22 protein-coding genes and 1 pseudogene are annotated in these 21,198 nt (G+C 73.0%); 14 read left to right on the forward strand and 9 right to left on the reverse strand.

Annotated features, from left to right (window positions below; translation table 11 throughout):
• The first annotated feature begins 98 nt into the window (after positions 1-98).
• The 5 genes from ACGFIR_RS02715 to ccsB are packed head-to-tail and all read left to right on the forward strand — an operon-like array spanning position 99 to position 4,804.
• Positions 99-746 carry a histidine phosphatase family protein gene (locus ACGFIR_RS02715; RefSeq protein WP_393001127.1) on the forward strand — a complete coding sequence of 216 codons (648 nt, stop codon included), beginning with the start codon at positions 99-101 and terminating at the stop codon, positions 744-746.
• Positions 746-1,321, forward strand: coding sequence for a TlpA family protein disulfide reductase (locus tag ACGFIR_RS02720; protein ID WP_393001125.1), 576 nt, complete (start codon positions 746-748; stop codon positions 1,319-1,321). Before ACGFIR_RS02715 ends, ACGFIR_RS02720 begins: the two co-directional genes overlap by 1 nt.
• The gene (locus ACGFIR_RS02725) at positions 1,321-2,169 is read left to right on the forward strand and encodes a cytochrome c biogenesis CcdA family protein (protein WP_393142858.1); all 849 of its coding nucleotides are present in this window, start codon (positions 1,321-1,323) and stop codon (positions 2,167-2,169) included. Before ACGFIR_RS02720 ends, ACGFIR_RS02725 begins: the two co-directional genes overlap by 1 nt.
• Positions 2,169-3,830 carry a cytochrome c biogenesis protein ResB gene (locus tag ACGFIR_RS02730; protein ID WP_393142860.1) on the forward strand — a complete coding sequence of 554 codons (1,662 nt, stop codon included), beginning with the start codon at positions 2,169-2,171 and terminating at the stop codon, positions 3,828-3,830. The genes ACGFIR_RS02725 and ACGFIR_RS02730 overlap by 1 nt, the downstream gene beginning before the upstream one ends.
• Positions 3,830-4,804 carry a c-type cytochrome biogenesis protein CcsB gene (ccsB, locus tag ACGFIR_RS02735; RefSeq protein WP_393142862.1) on the forward strand — a complete coding sequence of 325 codons (975 nt, stop codon included), beginning with the start codon at positions 3,830-3,832 and terminating at the stop codon, positions 4,802-4,804. The genes ACGFIR_RS02730 and ccsB overlap by 1 nt, the downstream gene beginning before the upstream one ends.
• Before the next feature lie 164 nt (positions 4,805-4,968).
• On the opposite strand, the gene ACGFIR_RS02740 is transcribed toward ccsB, so the two are convergent.
• From ACGFIR_RS02740 to ACGFIR_RS02755, 4 genes are all read right to left on the reverse strand, one after another.
• On the reverse strand, positions 4,969-6,300 hold the full coding sequence (locus ACGFIR_RS02740; RefSeq protein ID WP_393142864.1) for a hypothetical protein: 1,332 nt from the start codon (positions 6,298-6,300) through the stop codon (positions 4,969-4,971).
• Positions 6,300-6,668, reverse strand: a complete 369-nt coding sequence (locus tag ACGFIR_RS02745) for a hypothetical protein (protein WP_393001115.1) — start codon at positions 6,666-6,668, stop codon at positions 6,300-6,302. The genes ACGFIR_RS02740 and ACGFIR_RS02745 overlap by 1 nt, the downstream gene beginning before the upstream one ends.
• A 495-nt stretch (positions 6,669-7,163) precedes the next feature.
• Positions 7,164-8,333 carry an FUSC family protein gene (locus ACGFIR_RS02750; RefSeq protein ID WP_393142866.1) on the reverse strand — a complete coding sequence of 390 codons (1,170 nt, stop codon included), beginning with the start codon at positions 8,331-8,333 and terminating at the stop codon, positions 7,164-7,166.
• 71 nt (positions 8,334-8,404) lie between these two features.
• Positions 8,405-8,881, reverse strand: a complete 477-nt coding sequence (locus ACGFIR_RS02755; RefSeq protein WP_393001111.1) for a MarR family winged helix-turn-helix transcriptional regulator — start codon at positions 8,879-8,881, stop codon at positions 8,405-8,407.
• Between the two features lie 100 nt (positions 8,882-8,981).
• Between ACGFIR_RS02755 and ACGFIR_RS02760 the strand changes: the two genes are divergently transcribed.
• Entirely contained in the window at positions 8,982-9,554 is a 573-nt protein-coding gene (locus tag ACGFIR_RS02760; RefSeq protein ID WP_393142868.1) for a carboxymuconolactone decarboxylase family protein, read from the forward strand.
• Between the two features lie 101 nt (positions 9,555-9,655).
• On the opposite strand, the gene ACGFIR_RS02765 is transcribed toward ACGFIR_RS02760, so the two are convergent.
• Complete coding sequence (locus tag ACGFIR_RS02765; RefSeq protein ID WP_393142870.1) at positions 9,656-11,005, reverse strand: hypothetical protein; 1,350 nt, start codon at positions 11,003-11,005, stop codon at positions 9,656-9,658.
• A 249-nt stretch (positions 11,006-11,254) separates the two neighbouring features.
• Here ACGFIR_RS02765 and ACGFIR_RS02770 point away from each other — a divergent pair, with 249 nt between their 5' ends.
• The 4 genes from ACGFIR_RS02770 (at position 11,255) to ACGFIR_RS02785 (ending at position 15,081) form a co-directional block, all read left to right on the forward strand.
• Positions 11,255-12,715: a menaquinone biosynthesis decarboxylase gene (locus ACGFIR_RS02770; protein WP_393142872.1), complete on the forward strand. Its 1,461-nt coding sequence runs from the start codon at positions 11,255-11,257 to the stop codon at positions 12,713-12,715.
• Positions 12,715-13,626, forward strand: coding sequence for a menaquinone biosynthesis prenyltransferase MqnP (gene mqnP / locus ACGFIR_RS02775; protein ID WP_393142874.1), 912 nt, complete (start codon positions 12,715-12,717; stop codon positions 13,624-13,626). Before ACGFIR_RS02770 ends, mqnP begins: the two co-directional genes overlap by 1 nt.
• A 103-nt stretch (positions 13,627-13,729) precedes the next feature.
• Positions 13,730-14,083 (forward strand): GntR family transcriptional regulator, encoded by a 354-nt coding sequence (locus tag ACGFIR_RS02780; protein WP_393001101.1) that lies wholly within the window; start codon positions 13,730-13,732, stop codon positions 14,081-14,083.
• A complete protein-coding gene (locus ACGFIR_RS02785) occupies positions 14,083-15,081 on the forward strand; it encodes a hypothetical protein (protein WP_393142876.1) in 999 nt (332 codons plus the stop codon). Before ACGFIR_RS02780 ends, ACGFIR_RS02785 begins: the two co-directional genes overlap by 1 nt.
• A 20-nt stretch (positions 15,082-15,101) precedes the next feature.
• Here the strand turns inward: ACGFIR_RS02785 and ACGFIR_RS02790 are convergent, their stop codons facing one another.
• Positions 15,102-16,064 (reverse strand): terpene synthase, encoded by a 963-nt coding sequence (locus ACGFIR_RS02790; RefSeq protein WP_393142878.1) that lies wholly within the window; start codon positions 16,062-16,064, stop codon positions 15,102-15,104.
• Positions 16,065-16,248: 184 nt separating this feature from the next.
• Here ACGFIR_RS02790 and ACGFIR_RS02795 point away from each other — a divergent pair, with 184 nt between their 5' ends.
• The gene (locus ACGFIR_RS02795) at positions 16,249-16,878 is read left to right on the forward strand and encodes a UbiX family flavin prenyltransferase (RefSeq protein WP_393142880.1); all 630 of its coding nucleotides are present in this window, start codon (positions 16,249-16,251) and stop codon (positions 16,876-16,878) included.
• 66 nt (positions 16,879-16,944) lie between these two features.
• On the opposite strand, the gene ACGFIR_RS02800 is transcribed toward ACGFIR_RS02795, so the two are convergent.
• A complete protein-coding gene (locus tag ACGFIR_RS02800; protein WP_089002465.1) occupies positions 16,945-17,211 on the reverse strand; it encodes a BldC family transcriptional regulator in 267 nt (88 codons plus the stop codon).
• 268 nt (positions 17,212-17,479) lie between these two features.
• Between ACGFIR_RS02800 and ACGFIR_RS02805 the strand changes: the two genes are divergently transcribed.
• From ACGFIR_RS02805 to ACGFIR_RS02815, 3 genes are all read left to right on the forward strand, one after another.
• Positions 17,480-17,938 (forward strand): Lrp/AsnC family transcriptional regulator, encoded by a 459-nt coding sequence (locus ACGFIR_RS02805; protein ID WP_393001093.1) that lies wholly within the window; start codon positions 17,480-17,482, stop codon positions 17,936-17,938.
• Between the two features lie 119 nt (positions 17,939-18,057).
• Positions 18,058-18,885 carry an SDR family NAD(P)-dependent oxidoreductase gene (locus tag ACGFIR_RS02810; protein WP_393142882.1) on the forward strand — a complete coding sequence of 276 codons (828 nt, stop codon included), beginning with the start codon at positions 18,058-18,060 and terminating at the stop codon, positions 18,883-18,885.
• Positions 18,886-18,907: 22 nt separating this feature from the next.
• Positions 18,908-19,999 (forward strand): PLP-dependent cysteine synthase family protein, encoded by a 1,092-nt coding sequence (locus ACGFIR_RS02815; protein ID WP_393001089.1) that lies wholly within the window; start codon positions 18,908-18,910, stop codon positions 19,997-19,999.
• 39 nt (positions 20,000-20,038) lie between these two features.
• Here the strand turns inward: ACGFIR_RS02815 and ACGFIR_RS02820 are convergent, their stop codons facing one another.
• Complete coding sequence (locus ACGFIR_RS02820; RefSeq protein WP_393143720.1) at positions 20,039-20,659, reverse strand: putative glycolipid-binding domain-containing protein; 621 nt, start codon at positions 20,657-20,659, stop codon at positions 20,039-20,041.
• Positions 20,660-20,768: 109 nt separating this feature from the next.
• Positions 20,769-21,198 (reverse strand): annotated as a pseudogene (locus ACGFIR_RS02825) (RNA helicase); the annotation flags it as partial.

Here is a 21,198-nt window from a genome sequence, read left to right on the forward strand (position 1 = left end):
TTGCGAGCCCCGCAGTCGCGAACGAAAGGGTCTGCGGTGAGCGCGAGGAGTGAGCCGGGTTTGCGAGCCCCGCAGTCGCGAACGAAGGGGGTGCAGCGGTGAGTAAGACGGTGGTCCACGTGCTGCGGCACGGCGAGGTGCACAACCCGGACGGCATCCTCTACGGCCGGCTGCCGGGCTTCCGGCTCTCCGAACTCGGCGTGCAGATGGCCAAGGCCGCCGCGCAGGGGCTGGCCGAGCGGGAGATCGTGCACGTGGTGGCGAGCCCGCTGGAACGCGCCCAGCAGACGGCCGAGCCGATCGCCGCGCAGTTCGGGCTGCCGGTCGGCGTGGACGAGCGGCTCATCGAGAGCGCCAACTGGTTCGAGGGCAAGAAGGTCTCTCCCGGCGACGGCTCGTTCCGCGACCCGCGCAACTGGTGGGTGCTGCGGGATCCGGTCACCCCGTCGTGGGGCGAGGCGTACCGTGCCATCGCGGAGCGGATGTTCGCCGCCCTGCACGCGGCCCGCGTGGCCGCCGAGGGGCGCGAGGCCGTGCTGGTCTCCCACCAACTGCCGATCTGGACGCTGCGCCGGCACGTGGAGCGCAAGCGGCTCTGGCACGACCCGCGCAAGCGCCAGTGCGGGCTGGCCAGCCTCACCTCGTTCCACTTCGACGGCGCGAAGGTGGTCGGCATCGGCTACTCCGAGCCGGCCGCCCACCTGATCGCGATGTCGCCGACAGCCAGGACAGCCAAGGGGGCCTGATGAACGCCCGGAGGTGGACCGCGGGTCTGCTCGCCGCCGTCGCGACGGTGGCGCTGGCCGGCTGCTCGTCGCGCGACGGCGAGGAGGCGTGCGACAACACCGACGGCATCATCGAGTGCGCCCCCGACCAGCGATCGGCCGCCCCGAAGCTCGCCGGTGAGCTGCTCACCGGCGGCAGCCACGACGTGGCGAGCGACCGCGGTCAGGTCGTGGTGGTCAACTTCTGGGGCTCGTGGTGCGCGCCGTGCCGGGCCGAGGCGGACGACCTGGAGAACACCTACCAGGCCACCAAGGCCTCCGGGGTCAAGTTCCTGGGCATCAACATCCAGGACCAGCGGGACAAGGCGCTCGCCTTCGAGGAGAGCTTCAAGGTCACCTACCCGAGTCTCTTCGACCCGCCGAGCCGGCTGGCGCTCGCCCTGGACATCCCGCCGAACACCATTCCGGCCACCATCGTGCTGGACCGCGACGGCCGCATCGCCGTGGTGATCCGTGCGGCGGTGAAGCAGGAGGGCCTCCAGCCCATCGTCGAGCGGATCGCGGCCGAGCAACCCGCCTCCGACGGTTCCCGCTGATGGGCGAGACGTTCTCCGAACTCGCCCAGTCGGGTCCGCTGCTGCTCGCCATCGGCGCGGCGGCGCTCGCGGGGCTGGTCAGCTTCCTCTCCCCGTGCGTACTTCCGCTGGTGCCGGGCTACCTGTCGTACGTCACCGGCCTCGCCGGCGCGGACCTCGAAACCCACCGCCCAGGTGCGCGGAGGGGCTCCCCGTCAACGGATCCGGACCGCACCTCCAGTGGCGGCGGCCTGGCGGTACGGGAGCGGGCCGAGCCGGCGCCGGCCGCCGTCAAGGGCCGGGTGCTGGCCGGCACGCTGCTGTTCATCGGCGGCTTCACCGCCGTCTTCACGGCCACCGCGATCCTCTTCGCCAGCGTCGGCCGGGTCTTCTTCGAGTACCAGCGGGCGCTGGAGATCGTCATCGGTGGGCTGATCGTCGTGCTCGGGCTGAGCTACGTCGGGCTGCTGCCGGGGTTGCAGCGGGAGTTCCGGATCCAGCGGCTGCCCGCCGCCGGGCTGCTCGGCGCGCCGGTCTTCGGCGCGGTCTTCGCGTTGAGTTGGGTGCCCTGCGTCGGCCCGACCCTCGGTGCGGTGATCGGCATGGCCGCCGTCGGCGGGCAGACCGACCGGGCCGTGGTGCTGGCCGTGGCGTACTGCGTGGGGCTCGGGGTGCCGTTCGTCGTCTTCGGGCTGGGCTTCGAGCGGCTGCTCGGAGTGTTCCGGGCGGTCCGGCGCAACAGCCGCTGGGTCACCCGGCTGGGCGGCGCGCTGCTGGTCCTGATCGGCCTCGCGCTGGTCACCGGCGGCTGGACGAACTTCGTGATCTGGCTGCGGACCATCGTCGGGGTGGGCGAGGTGAGTATCTGATGACCGCCGTCGACGAGCGGCCGGCACCGCCGGCCGAGGCGCCCCGGCGCCGGCCCAACCGGCTGCTGGCCCTGCTGCGCAACTCGTGGCGGCAGCTCACCAGCATGCGTACGGCGCTGGTGCTGCTCTTCCTGCTCGCGGTGGCCGCCATCCCCGGCTCGGTGCTGCCGCAGCGCGGGGTCAACCCGGAGGACGTGCGGGACTACTTCACCGCGCACCCCGACCTGGCGCCGGTGCTGGACCGGATCGGCGCCTTCGAGGCGTTCGGCTCGGTCTGGTTCTCCGCGATCTACCTGCTGCTCTTCACCTCGCTCATCGGCTGCATCACGCCCCGGCTGCGGGATCACGTGCGGGCGCTGCGGTCGAAGCCACCGGCCGCGCCGAGGCGGCTGGACCGGCTGCCGCAGCACGCCGTGCTGGCCGCGCCGGAGGGCGGCGTGGCGGCGATCGCGGACGCGCTGCGCCGGCGGCGCTGGCGGGTGGTGGTACGCGGCGACGAGGTCTCCGCCGAGAAGGGCTACCTGAAGGAGACCGGCAACCTGCTCTTCCACAGCTCGATGGTGGTCGTGCTGGTCGGCGTCGCGCTCGGCTCCTGGTACGGCTGGAGCGGCAACAAGCTGCTGGTGGCCGGCAAGGACAACGCGTTCTGCAACACCCGGCAGCAGTACGCCGAGAGCAAGCTGGGCCCCCGGGTCAGCAGCGCCGACCTGCCCGGCTTCTGCATCCAACTCGACGACTTCCACGCCCGGTTCCTGGAGTCCGGCCAGCCGGAGTTCTTCGACGCCGAGGTGACCGTCGACGAGGCGGGCGGCGAGCGGCGGCAGGCCAACTTCTCGGTCAACTCCCCGCTGCGCCTCGACGGCGCGAACGTCTACCTGCTGGGCCACGGCTACGCACCGGTGATCCGCTACACCGACCGGTTCGGCAAGAGCCAGACCAGCAACTTCCCCTTCCTGACCACGGGCGACGTCGGGCTGACCAGCGAGGGCCTGGCGGCCTTCCCGGACATCAACGTCGACCCGGCCACGGGCACCCGCGACCCGGACCTCCAGATGGCCTTCTCCGGCCTCTACCTGCCGACCGCCCCCGCCGCCGCGCCGTTCGCCCGCTCCGAGTACCCCACCGAGCGCAACCCCGCGCTGAACCTCGTCGCCTACCGGGGCAACCTGGGCATGGACGCCGGCATCCCCGGCTCGGTCTACGAACTTGACCAGCGGCAGGTGAGCGCAGGCAAGGTCAAGGAGGTCGGCACGAAGCTGCTCCGCAAGGGCGAGACCTGGGAGCTGGACGACGGCACCAAGGTCGAGTTCCTGGGCACCGTGCCGTACATCACCCTGTCGGTCCGCTACGACCCCGGCGCCACGCTGCTGCTGGTCAGCTCCGCCGTGCTGCTGGTCGGCCTGATGGGCTCGCTGTTCGGCCGGCGCCGCCGGGTCTTCTTCCGGCTGCTGCCGGCCGGTGCCGACCCGACGAGTGGATCTCCGACGAGCGGTAGTAGTTTGGTCGAGGCCGGTGGCCTGCCGCGCACCGACCATCCGGGGTTCGCCGACGAGTTCGCGCAGCTCGTGGCCGCCATAGGCGGCGACGGGCGGCCGGACGACGAGGCCGGTGTCGACCGCGACGGCGGCGACCGGGCCGGAGCGCGAGAAGGAGCCGAATGATGTCCGCACTCTCCGACCAACTGGTGTCGTTCGCGATCCTGGCCTACCTGGTGGCGATGATCAGTCACGCCGTCGAGTACGCGCTCGGCAACGCCCGCGCCCGGGTCGCGGCACCCGTACGGGAACTGGTCGGTGCGGGCGTGGGCGCGCCCGGGGGCGGCATCCCGGACGCACCTGACGAGGCCGGGGCGGCGGCCGCCGAGCGCACCGCCCGGCGTGCCCGGATGGCGGGCCTGGGCGGCGTCGCGGTCACCGCGATCGGGGCGCTGCTGCACCTCGGGGCGCTGGTCACGCGCGGCATCGCCGCCGACCGGATGCCCTGGGGCAACATGTACGAGTTCGTGCTCACGGGCACCTGGATCGGTGTCGCCGCCTGGCTGGTGGTGCTCTGGAAGCTGCCGCAGCTGCGCCGCCTCGGACTGTTCCTGTCGCTGGTGATGGTGCTGCTGGTGGCGACCGCCGAGCTGGTGCTCTACACCCCGATCGTGCCGCTGGTGCCGGCGCTCAACTCGTACTGGTTCGTCATCCACGTCTCGACGATCGTCTTCGCCTCCGGCGTCTTCCTGCTGGGCGCGGTGCCGGCGGTGGCGTTCCTGCTGCGCGCCGGCTACGAGCAGGGGCGGCGGAGCTTCCCGTACACCCTGGCGAAGCGGCTGCCGGCGGCGGCGGCGCTGGAGCGGCTGACCTTCGTGCTGCACGCCTTCGCGTTCCCGGTCTTCACCTTCGCGGTGATCGCCGGAGCGATCTGGGCCGAGGCGGCCTGGGGGCGGCCGTGGGGCTGGGACCCGAAGGAGACCTGGTCGTTCATCTCCTGGGTGATCTACGCCGGCTACCTGCACGCCCGGGCCACCCCGAGCGTGAAGCGGAACGTGGCGACCTGGCTCGCCATCGTCGGCTTCCTCACGATGATGATGAACCTCTTCGGCGTGAACATCTTCTTCGAGGGCCTGCACTCCTACGGCGGCCTCGACTGAGCTGACTCCGCAAGACGGATAACCGCCTTTCTTACAAGTGTGGTCATCCGTCCTGCTGTGGACCTGACGAGGCCGCCCGAGTCCGGCGAACGTGGTTCTGGTCGACCCTGATCGGCTCTACTCCGGCGCCTGGGATTCGACACCGATGAGGCGCGGCGGGGCGGTCAGGCCGCGTCGTCCAACTGCCGCCGGATGAGCCGCTCGGCGGCGGCGGCACCGGTCGGTTGCAGCTCGGCGTCGTCGTTCTGTTCCTGGACGTCGATGGCCACCGCGATCCGGTCCGATCCGGCGATGATCATCTCGAAGACCTTGGCGAACCGCACCTCCGACTCCTCGCCCTCGTCGTCGGTGATGACCAGCCGGCTGCCCTGCGGCGCCTCGTGCAACTGCCGCATCCGCAGTGCCGTGATGTCCCGGTAGCGGAAGTCGAAGGCGTCGGCTTTCGACACGACGCACCGGACGAAGTCCCACTCGCAGGAGAAGACCGAGATTCGACTCTGCCCGAGCAGCAGGATGACGAACTTGTACCGCGAGAATCTTCGGATTCCGTCGTCTCCCACCGCCTCTTCGGTTCGCAGGGCGGGGCTGAGGACGAACTGCGGTTCGCAGATCAGGTCGTCGAGTTCGCGATCGACGTACCGGAGGGCATGATCGAGCATGCCGATCTTGTCGAAGTGCAGCCACCTGTCCATCTGCTCGTCGTCGGGCGTCGGGCCGGTCACCGCCGCCATCTCGCGGTCGTACTTCGACATGAGGGCGTCGTACTGGCGGAAACCCTTCACCGCCAGAACGGCGCCGCCCGCACCCACCAGTATTCCCAGGGGGAAGTAGGCGGACGTCGACAACGACGCCAGCATGAGGACCAGCGCGAGGGCCACCATCGCCGCGCCGGCGGCCATGATGGCCTGCGGACCGGCGGTGGCGGGCAAGTCAGGCGTACGGAGAAAGTACCGGTGCACATCCGGCTCGCGTTCCTTGATGCCCGCCTTCGCCACCGCGACCGCGTCATTCCACAGCGGGTTCTCGCGGCTGTCGAGGAAGGGCGCGATCTCGGCCGCGTGCACCGGATCGACCTCGCCGGCCAGTGATTCCAGGTAACTGACCGAGGGGCCCGGGTCGTGGCGACCGGCGTAGTGGTCACGCTTGATGGCGGCCCAGAGCAGGGCGGCGTGCCCTGTGTCGGGATCGACCTGGAGCGCCTTGTCCAGTTGCTCCTCCACCCGTGCCATCACCTGCTGCGCCTCGCGGCCCATGCGGCTGGGCCGCCGGCCGCCGAGGAGCGCGAGCGCCAGGTAGTAGTGCGGGGCGGAGCCTCGCGCCCCCTTGGCGATCGCTGCGGCGAAGTAGCCGACCGCTTCCTGATACAGCCGTTCGGCGACGGCACGCCGCCCGTACTCCATCAGCTCCTTCGGCCCGTCGGAGGGGTTGATGTGCACCGTGTCCGCGTTGATCTGGTCGCCGAAGACGTGTTGTTCCTGCTGGTCGAAGGTGGTCATCAGGATCCTCCGCCCACCGTGTTCCAGATGGTCGCCAGCGCACCGCCGATCGCCGCGAGCGGGGCCGTCGCCTGCAACACGTCGATGGCCCTGCGCATCCGCCGGGAAGCGTCCGTGCGGTTGTCCTCGGCCAGGCTCCGGGCGGCACCGCGCAGGTCGCCGGCGATGGACAGGCCGGTCTGCGGGTCGAGGGCGCCGCTGGAGACGGCCTGCTCCACGGCGCTCAGGACAAGCCCCAGGCGACGGATGACCTCCGCCTGCCCGGCGGCGTCGGGGACGCGTTCGAAAACGGCGTTCCGCAGATCGATCTTGTCGGCGTTGAACTGCCCTCCGTGCACCTGCTGGTCGCGCTGATCGAATTTGGCCATCGCCGACCGCCACCTCGTCCTTCTCCGATGGAAGCTGTTTCGGATGGTGGTGACGGAACCACTGCAATTGCGCGTGTGCAATGTCGGAAGATTTACGTTTCCGGCCGGGCCGGACGCGGGCCGACTGAACGTCCGGGAATTCTGAATGGAGGGTGCTGGCCGCGCTCGGCCATGGTGTGTTACGGGGTGACCGAAAGGCCGATGACCGCCTCAGGTGTCCCGGGCCGGACGCTCGTCGGCGGGTCGACCGGCGCGGGCCCGAGAAGCGGTGCGGCGCGCTCCGTTCGGGCTTCGCCCGTTCGGCCGACGGTGACCGGGGGTCTTGACGGCGGGCGGTCGTGCTGCTGCGAGCCCCGCCCGACGCCCGCCCGCTCCCGGCTCCGGACGGGTGCCACACCCGCGACGGGGCGCGGGTGAACGGCTCCGCGCGGGTCGTGGGCTGCCCTGCCCAGCGGCCGTGGAGCGGAACGGCAACCGCCGCGCGGAGGGCGGCGGTCAGCGCCCCCGGTGGGCGGTGGGCAGGTCCAGTGCCCGGTCGATCGCGTCCAGCGCGTCCGGGTCGTCCGCCCGGGCGCTGCGCAGCAAATCGACGACCACCATCCGGATCTGGCCGATGATCGTGCTGACCGGCAACGGCTGCTCGTGCCGGAGCAGCGGTGACATCGCCCGTACCGTGTCGAGGGCGACCTCCTTCGCCCGGCCGGTGTGCCGGTCGACCGCGTCGCTCTCGCCGGCGACGACGGCGGCGAGCACCGCGGCGGCGCAGCTCGTCAACTGCTCCAGCGCGGCCAGGGCGGGATCGAGCTGCCCCGGCGGCGGGTCCGGCAGGTGGGTGAGCACCACTGCCGAGCGTGCCAGCGTGCGGGTGTTGCGGACGGCGTAGTCGAGCTGGTCGACGGCGGCCCGGGCGGCATCGACGCGTGGACGACTGTGCCGCGCCCAGATCGCGAGCCGCAGGTTCTCGTCGGCGACCCGCACCGCCTTGCGGAGCGCGTCGGTACGCGCGTCCATCTGCCGCGCCCGGCCGAGGGCGGCCTCGGCCGCCGCCCCGTCGTGCCGCCGTACCGCCCGGCGGATGTCCGCGAGGACCCCGGCCAGCTCGGCGAACGCCCGCCGTCCCTCGGTGTCCAGGGGTCCCAGGGGCGAGCGGGCGCCCGCGACCTGGGTGATCAGCAGCGCGATGGAGCCGCCGATCAGCGCGTCGTAGAGGCGGGTCGGCTCCAGCTCGTGGTTCGGCGGGACCACGGCGACCAGGAAGAGCGCGGACGTCGTCAACTGGTTCCGGACGACGCCGGGAGCCCCGGCGGCGATCGACACCCCGGCGGCGGCCAGGATGACCACGAAGATGGCGGCGGTGGAACGGGCGCCGAGTGCCCAGATCACGACCTCGCCGAGGATCACCCCGACGGCGATCCCGGCCAGGACCCGGATCGCCTGCCGCAGCCGTACGCCCCGGGCCTGGGCCAGGACGATCAACGCGGCGGCCGGCGCGTAGAACGCCGCGCTGTCGTCACTCCCGTGCGGACCTCCGAGGAGGCGGCTGGCGACGAACCAGGAGGCGGTCGCCGCCAGCGTCAACTCCGCCACGAGTTGCCAACCGCCACGCAGGCGACTCCACGCGCTCCGGAGCCAGCTCGCCGACCGGGACGCGCGTGTCTCTCCCATGGCCGGTCCAACGAGGAGCCGATCGCTTCGTCGCCGCCGCGTAGGCGCGCGTGGGCTCCAAGGGCCGGGCGTCAGCCGCCGAACCAGCCGGGCACGTCGAGGCGGAACGGGTTGGCCGGGGTGACCGCCCGCAGGTCGTCCTCCATCGCGGCGACCCGGTCGGGGCCGAGGGTGGCCGCCCACCGCTGCCGGAGCTGGTCGAAGACAGCCGCCGAGCGGCGCAGTCCGTCCAGGCCGTGCGGGGTCGCCCGGACCAGCTTGCGTCGGGCGTCGCGCGGGTCGTCGGCGCGCTCCAGGTAGCCGAGGGCGACCAGCCGGTCCACCGTCTTGCCGGCCGCCTGCTTGGAGACGCCGAGTCGCTGGCCCAGCTCCGTGGCGGTGGTGCCCTCGGCGCCGACGGCCTGGAGGACGAAGCCGTGCAGCGGCCGCAGCTCCGGGTGACCCTGCCGGGCCAGCTCCGCGTGCAGGTCGTCGATGAGCGTACGGAAGCCGGCCAGCAGCAGCAGGGGCAGCAGGAAGCCGGGCCGGTCGGGGTCAGCCGTTGCCACGTTCGACAACCCGGTTTACTATTTCGACAACCACGTTGACGATCCTACGTCACGCCCGGCGCGACGCCGACCATCCCCGAGCCTCCGAGAGCAGGTTGCCGTGCCCACGTTCACCGCGCACACCGTCGACACCGCCCCCGCCGCCGCCCGGCCGACCATCGAGGGCGTACGCCGCCGGCTCGGGCACCTGCCCGCGGCGGTCGGCCTGATGGCCGAGTCCCCGGAGCTGCTCACCGGCTTCCTGACCGGCAACGGCATCTTCGAGAAGTGCGCCCTCGAACCGCTCGAACGGGAGGTCGTCGTCATGACGGTCGCCACCCGCAACGAGTGCCACCTCTGCGTCGCCATGCACACCGCCGCCCTCGCCCGGCACGGTGCCACGCCCGAGCTGGTCGGCGCGCTGCGCGCCGGCACGCCCCTGCCCGACGACCGGCTGGAGGCGTTGCGGCGATTCACCGTCGCCGTGCTCGACCACCGCGGCGCGGTGCCCGAGGACGGGATCACCACCTTCCTGGCCGCCGGCTACCAGCCCCGGCACGCGCTGGACGTGGTGCTCGGCGTCGGCACGTACACCATCTCGACCTTCGCCAACCGGCTCACCGGCGCCCCGCTCGACGCGCCCCTGGCCGCGTACGCCTGGGAGCCTTCCGGCGCTCCGAGCGCGCACCGCTGAACCTGCCCGGGACGGGTGCCGACGGCGGGAGGGCCGGCCACGGTACGCCCGCAGCCGGCCCTCCTCGCCGGCCCACCCGCTGGAGGCAGGCCGGGATCAGGTCAGCCGAGGGTGACCGGGGCGGAGTCGTTGGCCGGATCGTCGTCCAGGCGCGGGTAGTTGTAGTACAACCGGACCTCGCCGGGAGCGCCGGTCGGCCCGTCGATCCGCAGCTCGAACGGCACCGTGAAGCTCTGCCCAGCGGGGAACACCGCCCCCAGCCAGCAGACCCACGCCGTCGGAGCGCCACCCTCGTCGTCGCTGGTCGGTACGCAGCCGGGCGGGTCGGCCAGCACGGTCACTCCGGCGGGCGGGGTGAAGAGGAACCCGCCGGCGTTGCCGCCGGAGACGGTGCCGTCCGGGACACCCGGACCGTCGTTGCGGACCCCCACGGTCACCCGCACGGTGTCACCGACGGCGCCGGTGACGGTGGCGCCCGTGGCGACGATGTCGAAGGCGCCGTGGATGGCGCGCAGGTAGGTGGTGCCGCCGGCGCCGTCGGCGGTGATCGGATCCATCGGCTCGCCGACCGGGCGCAGCCGGAGCGCGCGGTCGGCCTCCCGCCGGGTCAGCCGTACGTTGTCGGGCAGCGGTCCCGCGGTGGCCAGCGGTTCCACGAAATGGCCGATGCGCTTGTCGCCGAGGGCGGCCGGGCCGACCGTGGTGGTGAAGCCGTGCCGCAGCTCGTGGCGGACCCCGGGCGCGAAGGTGCCCCGCACGGTGCAGACCACCACCGTGGCGAGCACCGGGTCGGTGCCGTACCGGCAGTTGCGGTAGCTGGCAGGTTGCAGCCCGACCGGGAAGCGGAGAGTCACCCGGAGGTCCCCGGCCGCCTGGTCACCGGCGTTGACCACGGACACGGGCACGTCGCGGACATCCCCGACGTCGACGCCCGAGACGTACTCGTCGACCAGGCCGACCAGGTCGGGGCCGGACCGCACGTCGACGGTCGCCTGATGGGTCTGCGGCTCCAGCCCGTCGGCCCGCACCGTGTAGCCCAGCGTGCCGGTCGCGCCGTGGACGGCGCCGGGCGCGGCGCGGAACACCAGCGGCACCGTGCCGTTGACGGTGCCGTACTCGTCCGGGGTCGCCCCCGGCGGCATCGGGCAGGTCACCGAGGCGCCCTCGGTGACGCACCAGTCGGGGAAGCTGGCCGTGGCGACGCCGGCGAGACCGGACAGGTCGACGGTGACCCGGGGGGCGGTCGCGCCGGTGCTGCTCAGCTCCAGCGGCGCCATCCGGCCGGGCGCGCCCGGCGCGCCGATGGTGAGGTCGTTGAACCATCCGCTGACCCAGCCGGGGTCCGTCTGCGCGGCGGCCGGGCCGGCCACCACGCCGGTGCCCGCCGTGACCACGGCCAGCACGGTCAGGGCGCGCGACATTCCGCGGCGCGGGATACGCACAGCTGCCATCGATCTCCTCCGTGGGGCGGGCCGGCCCGGAAACCGCGGCGGAGCGGCACCGCCGGCCCGATCGGTGGACCTGATCCTAGTGATCACCGGCTGTCCCGTCCGACCCGTCGAAGCCCTGTTTCGGCGGCGCACACCCGCCTCCGGTCGAACGCGGTCGGACCCCGTTCCCGCGCCGCCGTACCGGTGGATCGCCGGTGTCACACCACCCGGCGTGGTCGCCGCCCAGGTCGGTACGGGAGACTGGCAGGCATGGCGGCACGTGGCTTCCCGTACACCGATCTCAAGGACTTCCTCGCGGCTCTGGAGCGCGCGGGCGAACTGCGGCGGGTGAGCGTCCCGGTCGATCCCACCCTGGAGATCAGCGAGATCGTCACCCGGACGGTCCGCGCGGACGGCCCGGCGCTGCTCTTCGAACGGCCGACCCGGGGCGAGATGCCGGTGGCGATCAACCTCTTCGGCACCGAGAAGCGGATGGCGATGGCGCTCGGGGTGGAGCACCTCGACGAGATCGGCGCGCGGATCGGCGAGATGCTCAAGCCGGAGCTGCCGCAGGGCTTCTCCGGGATGATGGGCGGCCTCGGCAAGGTCATGCAGCTCAAGTCGATGCCGCCGAAGAAGGTCAAGACCGCCCCCTGCCAGCAGGTGGTCTACCGGGGCGACGACGTCGACCTGAACCGGCTGCCGGGGCTGCAGGTCTGGCCGGGCGACGGCGGGATCTTCCACAACTTCGGGCTGACCCACACGAAGCACCCGGAGAGCGGCAAGCGCAACCTGGGGCTCTACCGGTTGCAGCAGCACTCGCGGAACACCATCGGCATGCACTGGCAGATCCACAAGAACTCCACGGCGCACCACGCGGTCGCCGAGCGGCTCGGGCAGCGGCTGCCGGTGGCGATCGCCATCGGCGCCGACCCCGCGGTCGCGTACGCGGCCAGCGCCCCGCTCCCCGCCGACATCGACGAATACCTGTTCGCCGGATACCTGCGCGGCGAGCGGGTCGAGATGGTGGACTGCCTGACCGTCCCGTTGCAGGTGCCGGCGCACGCACAGATCGTCCTGGAGGGCTACATCGAGCCGGGCGAGCGGCTCCCGGAGGGCCCCTTCGGCGACCACACCGGCTTCTACACGCCGGTGGAGCCCTTCCCGGTCATGCACATCGAGTGCATGACCATGCAGCGTGACCCGGTCTACCACTCGATCGTCACGTCGCAGCCGCCGCAGGAGGACCACGGCCTCGGCAAGGCCACCGAGCGGATCTTCGCGCCGCTGCTGCGCTTCCTGATCCCGGACATCGTCGACTACGACCTGCCGGCCGCCGGGGTCTTCCACAACTGCGCGATCGTGTCGATCCGCAAGCGCTACCCGAAGCACGCGCAGAAGGTGATGAACGCGATCTGGGGCGCGCACATGATGTCGCTGACCAAGCTGATCGTGATCGTCGACGAGGACTGCGACGTGCACGACTACAACGAGGTCGCCTTCCGCGCCTTCGGCAACGTCGACTACGCCCGCGACCTGCTGCTCACCGAGGGCCCGGTCGACCACCTCGACCACGCGTCGTACCAGCAGTTCTGGGGCGGCAAGGCGGGCGTCGACGCCACCCGCAAGCTGCCCGAGGAGGGCTACACCCGGGGCTGGCCGGAGGAGATGCGGATGGCCCCCGAGGTCGTCTCGCTGGTCGACAAGCGCTGGAAGGAGTACGGCATCTGATGGCCACCGCCGTCGAACCGGTGCAACGACCGGGCCGGGTGAAGTCCTTCCTCAAGCTGGTGGCGATCGAGCACTCCGTGTTCGCGCTGCCGTTCGCGTACCTGTCGGCGCTCACCGCCATGCAGGTCGACGGCGGGCGGGTGCGCTGGGCGGACCTGCTGCTGATCACCGTGGCGATGGTCGGCGCGCGGACGTTCGCGATGGCCGCGAACCGGATCCTCGACCGGCGGATCGACGCGCGGAACCCGCGTACCGCCTCGCGGGAACTGGTCACCGGGGCGGTCAGCGTGCGGACGGCCTGGACCGGCGCGGCGGTCGCGCTCGTGGTCTTCCTCGCCGCCGCCGCCCTGCTCAACCCGCTCTGCCTGGTGCTCGCACCGCTCGCCGTGGTGCCGCTGGTCGTCTACCCGTACGGCAAGCGGTTCACCAACTGGCCGCACGCCATCCTGGCCGTCGCCCAGGCCGTCGGGCCGGTCGGCGCCTGGCTGGGCGTCACCGGCACCCTCGACGGCTCCTGGCCCGCCTGGCTGCTCGGCGTGGCCGTCGGCCTCTGGATCGGCGGGTTCGACCTCATCTACGCCTGCCAGGACGCCGAGGTGGACCGGCAGATCGGCGTGCACAGCGTGCCGGCCCGCTACGGGCTGCGGTTCGCGCTGCACGCCTCCACCGTCGCCCACGTGGTGACGTTCGCGCTGTTCGTCTGGTTCGGGGCGCTGATCGGCTTCGGCTGGCTCTGGTGGGTGGGGCTGGCGTTGACCGCCGTCGCCTTCGGCTACCAGCACCTGGTGGTCAGTCCGACGGACCTGAGCAAGGTCAACCGGGCCTTCTTCACCGCCAACGGCTTCGTCGGCATCGCCCTGTTCATCTTCGCCCTGCTCGACCTGGTGGTGCGGCTCGGGCTGCGCGCCTAGCAGCCGCGGGGACGGCAACGGCGGCGGTGCGCCCGGCACCGCCGCCGTTCGCGTACCACCGGTCTATTTGTTCTATCAACACTAGAACAAGTAACCTTTAGAGATGCTCTTCCGCATCGACCCCTCGCTGGACGAACCGCTCTTCGCCCAGCTCGTCACGCAGGTACGCCTCGCCGTGGCGCGGGGCGTCCTGCAACCCGGCGAACGGCTGCCCGCAGCCCGCGAACTCGCCGCCTCGCTCGATCTCAACGTGCACACGGTGCTCCGTGCCTACCAGCTGCTCCGGGCCGACGGGCTGATCGAGCTGCGGCGCGGCCGTGGCGCCATCGTCACCGCCCGACCCGCAGCCGACCACGCCAAGCTGCTGGCCGCCATCGACGAGGTGGTGCGCGAGGCACGTGCCCTGCGCTTCTCCCCGGAAGCCACCGCGACACTGCTGAAGGAGGCGTTCCTCTGATGACCACCGGCACCGAGCCTCCCCGCGCCCTGCACCGGCGGATGCGCCGCGTCGGCCTGACGGTCACCATCGCCGGGCTCTCGATCCTGGCCGTGGCCGCCGCCGTGGCCCTCTCCTGGCACGGGGACCTGCCCGACCCGGTCGCCACGCACTGGGGAGCCCGGGACAGGCCCGACGGCTTCATGTCCCTCGGTGCCTCCCTCTGGGTCGTCCTCGGCCTCGGCGCCCTCCTGGTGCTCGGCTTCGGCGCGGTCACGACGCTGTGGGGGCAGTCGGCGGCTAACCGCCGCATTGGCGCGGCCACCACCATCTGGGTGGCACTCTTCCTGGCCCTCCTCCAACTCGGCGCCCTGCACGCCCAGCTCGGGCTGGCCGACGCGCACGAAGCCGGCGGGATCGGCGGCGTGCTCACCCTGGCGATCGTCGGCTCCCTCGTGCCGGCCGTGCTCGTCGGCCTGCTCCTGCCCGGTGATCCGCCCCAGCCGGCCGACGCCCCCGTCGCGCCCGAGGCGTCCCGCCTCCCCCTGGCGGTGGGCGAACGGGCGGTGTGGATCGGGCACACCGGCGCCGGGCCGGGGATCGTGCTGGGCGCCGTGGCCATCGTCGTCCTGGTCGCGCTCGCCGTCGTCAGCGGTACGTGGGGCCTGCTGATCGTTGCGGCGCTGCTGGTCGGGATCTTCGTGGCGATGTTCGCCTTCACGGTCCGGGTCGACGGGACCGGCCTGTCGGTCCGGTCGTCGGCCGGCTGGCCGCGTACCCACGTGCCCCTCGACGAGGTGCTGCGCGCCGAGGTCGTCCAGGTCCGCCCGCTCGGCGAGTTCGGCGGCTGGGGCTGGCGGGTGGGCCGTGGCGGCCGGGTCGGCATCGTCCTGCGTGCGGGCGAGGGGCTGCTCGTCGAGCGGACCGGCGGGCGCTCGATCGTCGTCACGGTCGACGACGCCGGCACCGCCGCCGCGCTGCTCAACACCCTCGCGGACCGGCAACGGCGCACCCCCTGACCGAGCCGGCGGCGTCCCGTTCAGCTGCGGGGTGCCGCGTACCGGGCGCTCTCCAGCGACCAGTCGATCGTGCCGCGCACCGAGCGGGCCACCCCCTCCACGTGCGCGGCCACCGCCGGGTCCAGCGCCGGGCCGAAGGACGGCACCGCCGCGCGCAACTCCATGAACTCGCGCATCGTCGCGCGCCAGCGGGCCGTCGCCACCTCCACGGCCCGCTCCTCCGGCAGCCGCTGCTCCCGGGCGATCGCCAGCACCAGGTTGTGCCCGCCCGAGGTGGCCCGGTCCGTCTCCAGGGACACCAGGTCGTTGAACCAGGAGAGCAGGTCGTTGCCGGTGGCCGCCAGCGCCCCGAGGGCCGGATGGTGGTAGACGGCATCCGGCAGCGCGTGACCGGTGACGAACTCGATCATCGTGTACGACACGTACGCCGCCGAGGTGGCCCGGCGCAGCGTGACGTACTCGGCGACGCCGGGAGCGTGGCCCCGGGTCTTGTTCTCCGCCTCCACCCGGTTGCCGGCCAGGTGGTGGGCGACGGCGTCGGCGAAACGTCGCCGCCACGGCAGCGGCATCCGGGCCCGCGGCACCTGCCAGGCGTCCGCCAGCATCCGGAGCAGCGGGTCCCGCGACCCGGGCGGGCGGCTGCCGGAGCCGTGCCGCAGCACCCGCAGCACCTCGGCCCGTAACGCGGCGACCTGCGCGCCGGTGGCGCGGTGGGGTCCGTCGCAGGCGTCGTCGAGCAGGAAGAACCAGGTCCAGAGTGCCGCCACCATACGTAGGTCCGCAGCGCTGGCGTCGGGATAGAGCCGGCCGGCGTACCAGGCGACCCGACCGGCGTCCAGCCGGCGCAGGGCGAGCTCGTCCAGCGGCAGGCCGAAGCGGCGGACCCAGCCGGCCAGCCACTCGTGTGTCGCCTCGGTGTGCGGCGAGCAGCGGGCGGGGAGTGGACAGGTGGCACGTAGTGCGCGGGCTGCCGCCGCCGTCATCGGTCGTACCGCCCCTCCGGTCGCCGCACACCGGTGATCCCGGCGTCCGAGCATGTCAGAGATCAGGAGCACGCGTCCCGTCGGGCAGCCCCGGCGGCCGTGCGGGCGTCGACGGCACCCCGACCCCGCAGCGGAGGCGGGGGTGACGGCGCGGCGCGCGGGGGAACCAGGCAGGCTGGAGGGCATGCGCGAACCATGGGTGGTCGGAGTCTCCGGAGCGTCCGGCACGCCGTACGCGGCGGCCGTCGTGCGGGCGCTGCTCGACGCCGGCGATCCGGTGGACCTGATCGTCTCCCGGGCCGCCCGGCTGACCGTCCTGGACGAGACCGGTCGCCCGTTCCGGGACGGGCACTGGGCCGAGGACCTCGCCGCCTGGCTGGGCCGCGACCTGGCGGGAGCCGACGTGCGGCACTGGCCCGCCGGGGACCTGGCCGCCGGCCCGAGCAGCGGCTCCTACCGGGTACGCGGGATGGTGGTGGTGCCGGCGAGCACGGCGGCCTGCGCCGGCATCGCGATCGGGCTCTCCAAGGACCTGTTGCAGCGGGCCGCCGAGGTCAACCTGAAGGAGCGCCGGCCGGTGGTGGTGGTGCCCCGGGAGACGCCGGTGACCCGCAGCCACCTCGAACACCTGATCGCCCTGCACGACGCCGGGGCGGTGGTGCTGCCGGCCAGCCCCGGCTTCTACGGGGCGGGGGCGGCGGCCTCCGCGCCGCAGCTCGTCGACTTCGTGGCCGGCAAGGTGCTGGACGCGCTGGGCGTACCGCACACGCTGTTCCGCCGTTGGTCGGGCGAGCTGGGCGCGGCGCGGGAGTGAACCCGGCCCGACCCACCGGGACGCGGACCGGAGCCCACGTCCGGTCCGCGTGACGATCCGCACCATTCAGTACATGCCGGCGTTGGCCGGGCCGGGCCCGGTAGAGGCGGCCGGCCCCGCGTTGCGCGGTTTGCCGACGTCTTCCGCCTCGTCCAACATGCCCTCCCCCTCAAGCAGGGCCCGCACCTCGGATTCCCGAAACCGGCGATGCCCGCCTGGAGTCCGGATGCTGCCTATCCGGCCGGCCGCCGCCCAGCGCGTCACAGTTTTCGGGTCAACCCGAAACAGCGCGGCAACTTCACCCGGTGTCAGCAGGCGATCTCCAGTGTCCACAGCCCCCTCCTCGCGTCGACGAAGCCCCCGGCTGAACACACTGCCCCCGGCCGGTGCGAGCCCAGAGCCGTCATGAGGGACGTATGGCAATTACAGCACCAGCGACCTGGCCTGTCCGCCAAACGCGAAAAACGCACTGAGTGGGAAGTTAGGAAATATTACCTGCGTACCGCTCCTTTGACGGTGAGTTTGCGAACGACTACACCCTGTCATGTTCAACGCCCACCAGGTGCCCGACGTTACGCCCGGACCGCTAGGGTCACAGTCCGTGGACGCCATCGACTCGAGCCTCGTGGAGCTGCTGCGCGGCAACGCCCGCCTGTCCTACGCCGAGCTGGCCCGGCAGGTCGGCCTCTCCGCGCCGGCCGTGCACGAGCGGGTCGGCAAGCTGGAGTCCAGCGGCGTGATCCGGGCCTACCGGGCGGAGGTGGAGCCCGAGGCGATCGGGTACGCCGTCACCGCGCTCATCGGGATCGTCCAGGACTCCGGCGGCGACACCGACGACGTGCTGGAGGCGTTCCGGCAGATGCCCGAGATCGAGTCCTGCTACTTCATGGCCGGCGTCGAGTCGTTCATGCTCAAGGCCCGCGTCGGCACCATCGCCGAGCTGGAGCGGCTCATCGTGCGGCTGAACCGCACCCCCGGCGTCGCCTCCACCCGCACCGGCATCGCCCTCTCCACGAAGTGGGAGAACCGGCCGCAGGCCCCGATCCCGCCCGCCACCTGACCCGCCACCGCGCATCCGGGCGCGACGGTGGGCTGCGCGCGCCGCGTCGGGTGCAGCCGCCGGAATCCGCGCCCGTCCGGCCCTGGCGCGCGGTCGCCGGGCGGCGATAGCGTGCGCCGATGACGAAGCCAGCCCTCGGAGCGGCCGTGGTCACCGGCGCGGCCGGCGGTCTCGGCCGGGCCATCGCCGCCGCATTGCACGCCGACGGCTGGCCGGTGCTCCTCACCGACCACGACGCCGAGGCGGTGCGGAGCGCCGCCGCGCCGCTGGGCGGCTGGTCCCGCCCCCTGGACGTACGCGACTCCGACGCCTGCGCCGCCGTCGCCGCCGAGGCCGCAGGCCGGGGCGGGCTCGGCCTCTGGGTGAACAACGCCGGGATCCTCGTCACCGGCCCCTCCTGGGAACACGACGCGGCGACCCGCCGCCGGGTGGTCGAGGTCAACGCCCTCGGCGCGATGAACGGCACCCTCGCCGCACTGGCCGTCATGCGGACCCAGGGGCGCGGGCACGTGCTCAACGTCGTGTCGCTGGCCGGCCTGGTGGCCGCGCCCGGCGAGACCGTCTACGCGGCCAGCAAGCACGCCCTGATCGCCTTCAGCGTCGGCACCCTCGCCGACCTGCGGCTGGCCGGGCACCGGGACGTACACGTGTCGTGCCTGTGCCCGGACGGGATCTGGACGCCGATGCTGCACGACCGGCTCGACGACCCGGGCGCCGCCGCCTCCTTCACCGGGACGCTGCTCACCCCGGAGCGGGTGGCCCGGCGGGCCGCGCGGCTGGCCCGGCGGCCCCGCCCGGTGGTCAGCGTCCCCCGCTGGCGCGGCGCGCAGGTCCGGCTCCTCGACGCGCTGCCCGGCGCCGCCGTCCGGCTCGCCCCGCTGATCCTCGCGGCCGGCCGGGCCGGTCAGCGCCGCCAGCGCCGTCGGACCGGAGCCGATCCGCAGTGAGCCGGCTTGCTAGGTTTCGAGAGTGACTCACATCGACCGGTGCGACGAGGCCAGCCGGCGCTGGGTGACCGAGGCGATCGCGGCCGTCGAGGCGGACGCCAACCGCTCCGCCGACACCCACCTGCTGCCGTTCCCGCTGCCCCGGTCGTGGGGGATCGACCTCTACCTCAAGGACGAGTCGGTGCACCCGACCGGCTCGCTGAAGCACCGCCTGGCCCGTTCGCTCTTCCTCTACGGGCTGTGCAACGGCTGGATCGGCCCGGAGACCACGATCGTGGAGGCGTCCTCCGGCTCGACGGCGGTCTCCGAGGCGTACTTCGCGCGGATGCTGGGGCTGCCGTTCATCGCCGTGATGCCCGCGTCCACCTCGCCGGAGAAGATCGCCCAGATCGAGTTCCAGGGCGGTCGTTGCCACCTCGTCGACGACCCGGCCAAGGTGGTCGTCGAGGCGCGCTGGCTGGCGGAGGACTCCGGCGGGCACTTCATGGACCAGTTCACCTACGCCGAGCGGGCCACCGACTGGCGCGGCAACAACAACATCGCCGAGTCGATCTACGCGCAGCTCGCCCTGGAACGCCACCCGGTGCCGGCGTGGGTCGTGGTGGGCGCCGGCACGGGCGGCACCAGCGCCACCATCGGCCGGTACGCCCGCTACCAGCGGCTGCCCACCAAGTTGTGCGTGGTCGACCCGGAGAACTCCGCGTTCTATCCCGCCTGGCAGGCTGCTGACTGGTCGGTACGCACCGGGCGGGGCTCCCGCATCGAGGGCATCGGCCGGCCGACCGTGGAGGCGTCGTTCGTGCCGTCCGTGGTGGACCGGATGGTCCAGGTGCCCGACGCCGCCTCGATGGCCGCCATGCGCGCCGGATCGGCCGTGCTCGGCCGCCGGGTGGGCGGCTCGACCGGCACGAACCTGTGGGGCGCCTTCGGGCTGATCGCGGAGATGCTCGCCGAGGGGCGCACCGGCTCGGTGGTCACCCTGATCTGCGACGCCGGCGACCGCTACTCCGACACCTACTACGCCGACGACTGGCTGGCCGCCCACGGGCTCGACCCGGCCCCGCACCTGGCGACCGTCGAGCGCTTCCTCACCACCGGCGCCTGGCCGACCTGAGCCCCGTTCCTGATCCGGCGGGCAGGTGCCCGTGGCCCGTCAGCGCGGGTCGACGCGTTCGGCCAGCCCCGGGTAGCGCAGCACGTAGCCGTCGCCGTCGAGGTCGATGTCGGCGGTGAAGGTGTCGCTGGTGAAGCGGACCCGGCCCGGGCCCAGCGGGGTGTAGACCTGCTCGGCGGGCACCACCAGCAGGCTGGGCACCAGCACCCAGGCGACGTCGACGCGGTGCGGCGTGTCGGCCGCCGCGCGGGTCAACCCGAGCCGGCGCACCGGCAGCGCGTTGAGCAGCACCGCGCCGCCGAGGTCGACGTCCACCGCCCCGGCCAGCCGGTCCGGGTCGTCCGTGCCGGGAAGTCCGACCTCCGGATGGCCGGCCGCCCGCAGCGCCGCGTCCAGGTCACCCTGCTCGGCGGTGGTCACCCGCCACCCGTCGGGCACCCGTTCCAGGCGTACGCTCCGCAGCCAACCCGTGCCCTCCGCCTCCACCTCGACGCGGGAGCTGGCCCACTGCGGGTCGGTGACGAGCTGGTAGCGGCAGGTGTAGGGGATCGGGTCGACGGCCGTCAGGGTGCCCCGCGCGGTCAGCCCGTGGCCGTCGTCGAACAGCGCGTGCTCCGTGCCGGCGGTGTCCGTCCGGGTCCAGAAGAGCGACTTCGGCATGGTCGGCATGAGCCGGACGTTACGCGACCCGACCGCCGCCGGCAGCGGATGCGGAAACGCCGCCGCGGAGCCCGGGCCCCGCGACGGCGTTCGTCGATGACGCTGACGATCAGTGGGTACGCGCCGGCGGGCGCCCGCCGAAGCCTCGCCGCTCGTCGCGCGGCCGCTCGTCACGTCCCCGGCCCTCGGGACGGAAGCCGCCCCGGTCGCCGTAGCGGCGCTCGCCCTGCGGTCGATCGCCGTAGCCGCGGCTGTCGGTGGGCCGGTCGGTGTAGCGGCGTTCGCCGTGCGGCCGGTCGCCGTAGCCGCGGCTGTCGGTGGGCCGGTCGGTGTAGCGGCGTTCGCCCTGGGGCCGGTCGCCGTAGCCGCGGCTGTCGGTGGGCCGGTCGGTGTAGCGGCGTTCGCCCTGGGGCCGGTCGCCGTAGCCGCGGCCGTCGGTGGCTCGGTCGGTGTAGCGGCGTTCGCCGTGCGGCCGGTCGCCGTAGCCGCGGCTGTCGGTGGGCCGGTCGGTGTAGCGGCGTTCGCCCTGGGGCCGGTCG

The organism is Micromonospora sp. NPDC049051 (assembly GCF_043197575.1).
GTDB lineage: Bacteria > Actinomycetota > Actinomycetes > Mycobacteriales > Micromonosporaceae > Micromonospora.

Coding starts and splice junctions, on each gene's coding strand:
- ACGFIR_RS02720 (WP_393001125.1), top strand. CDS start 746: ATGAACGCCCGGAGGTGGACCGCGGGTCTGCTCGCCGCCGTCGCGACG.
- ACGFIR_RS02820 (WP_393143720.1), bottom strand. CDS start 20,659: ATGCCGAAGTCGCTCTTCTGGACCCGGACGGACACCGCCGGCACGGAG.
- ACGFIR_RS02810 (WP_393142882.1), top strand. CDS start 18,058: ATGACGAAGCCAGCCCTCGGAGCGGCCGTGGTCACCGGCGCGGCCGGC.
- ACGFIR_RS02725 (WP_393142858.1), top strand. CDS start 1,321: ATGGGCGAGACGTTCTCCGAACTCGCCCAGTCGGGTCCGCTGCTGCTC.
- ACGFIR_RS02740 (WP_393142864.1), bottom strand. CDS start 6,300: ATGACCACCTTCGACCAGCAGGAACAACACGTCTTCGGCGACCAGATC.
- ACGFIR_RS02790 (WP_393142878.1), bottom strand. CDS start 16,064: ATGACGGCGGCGGCAGCCCGCGCACTACGTGCCACCTGTCCACTCCCC.
- ACGFIR_RS02730 (WP_393142860.1), top strand. CDS start 2,169: ATGACCGCCGTCGACGAGCGGCCGGCACCGCCGGCCGAGGCGCCCCGG.
- ACGFIR_RS02765 (WP_393142870.1), bottom strand. CDS start 11,005: ATGGCAGCTGTGCGTATCCCGCGCCGCGGAATGTCGCGCGCCCTGACC.
- ACGFIR_RS02745 (WP_393001115.1), bottom strand. CDS start 6,668: ATGGCCAAATTCGATCAGCGCGACCAGCAGGTGCACGGAGGGCAGTTC.
- ACGFIR_RS02785 (WP_393142876.1), top strand. CDS start 14,083: ATGACCACCGGCACCGAGCCTCCCCGCGCCCTGCACCGGCGGATGCGC.
- ACGFIR_RS02795 (WP_393142880.1), top strand. CDS start 16,249: ATGCGCGAACCATGGGTGGTCGGAGTCTCCGGAGCGTCCGGCACGCCG.
- ccsB (WP_393142862.1), top strand. CDS start 3,830: ATGTCCGCACTCTCCGACCAACTGGTGTCGTTCGCGATCCTGGCCTAC.
- ACGFIR_RS02780 (WP_393001101.1), top strand. CDS start 13,730: ATGCTCTTCCGCATCGACCCCTCGCTGGACGAACCGCTCTTCGCCCAG.
- ACGFIR_RS02770 (WP_393142872.1), top strand. CDS start 11,255: ATGGCGGCACGTGGCTTCCCGTACACCGATCTCAAGGACTTCCTCGCG.
- mqnP (WP_393142874.1), top strand. CDS start 12,715: ATGGCCACCGCCGTCGAACCGGTGCAACGACCGGGCCGGGTGAAGTCC.
- ACGFIR_RS02750 (WP_393142866.1), bottom strand. CDS start 8,333: ATGGGAGAGACACGCGCGTCCCGGTCGGCGAGCTGGCTCCGGAGCGCG.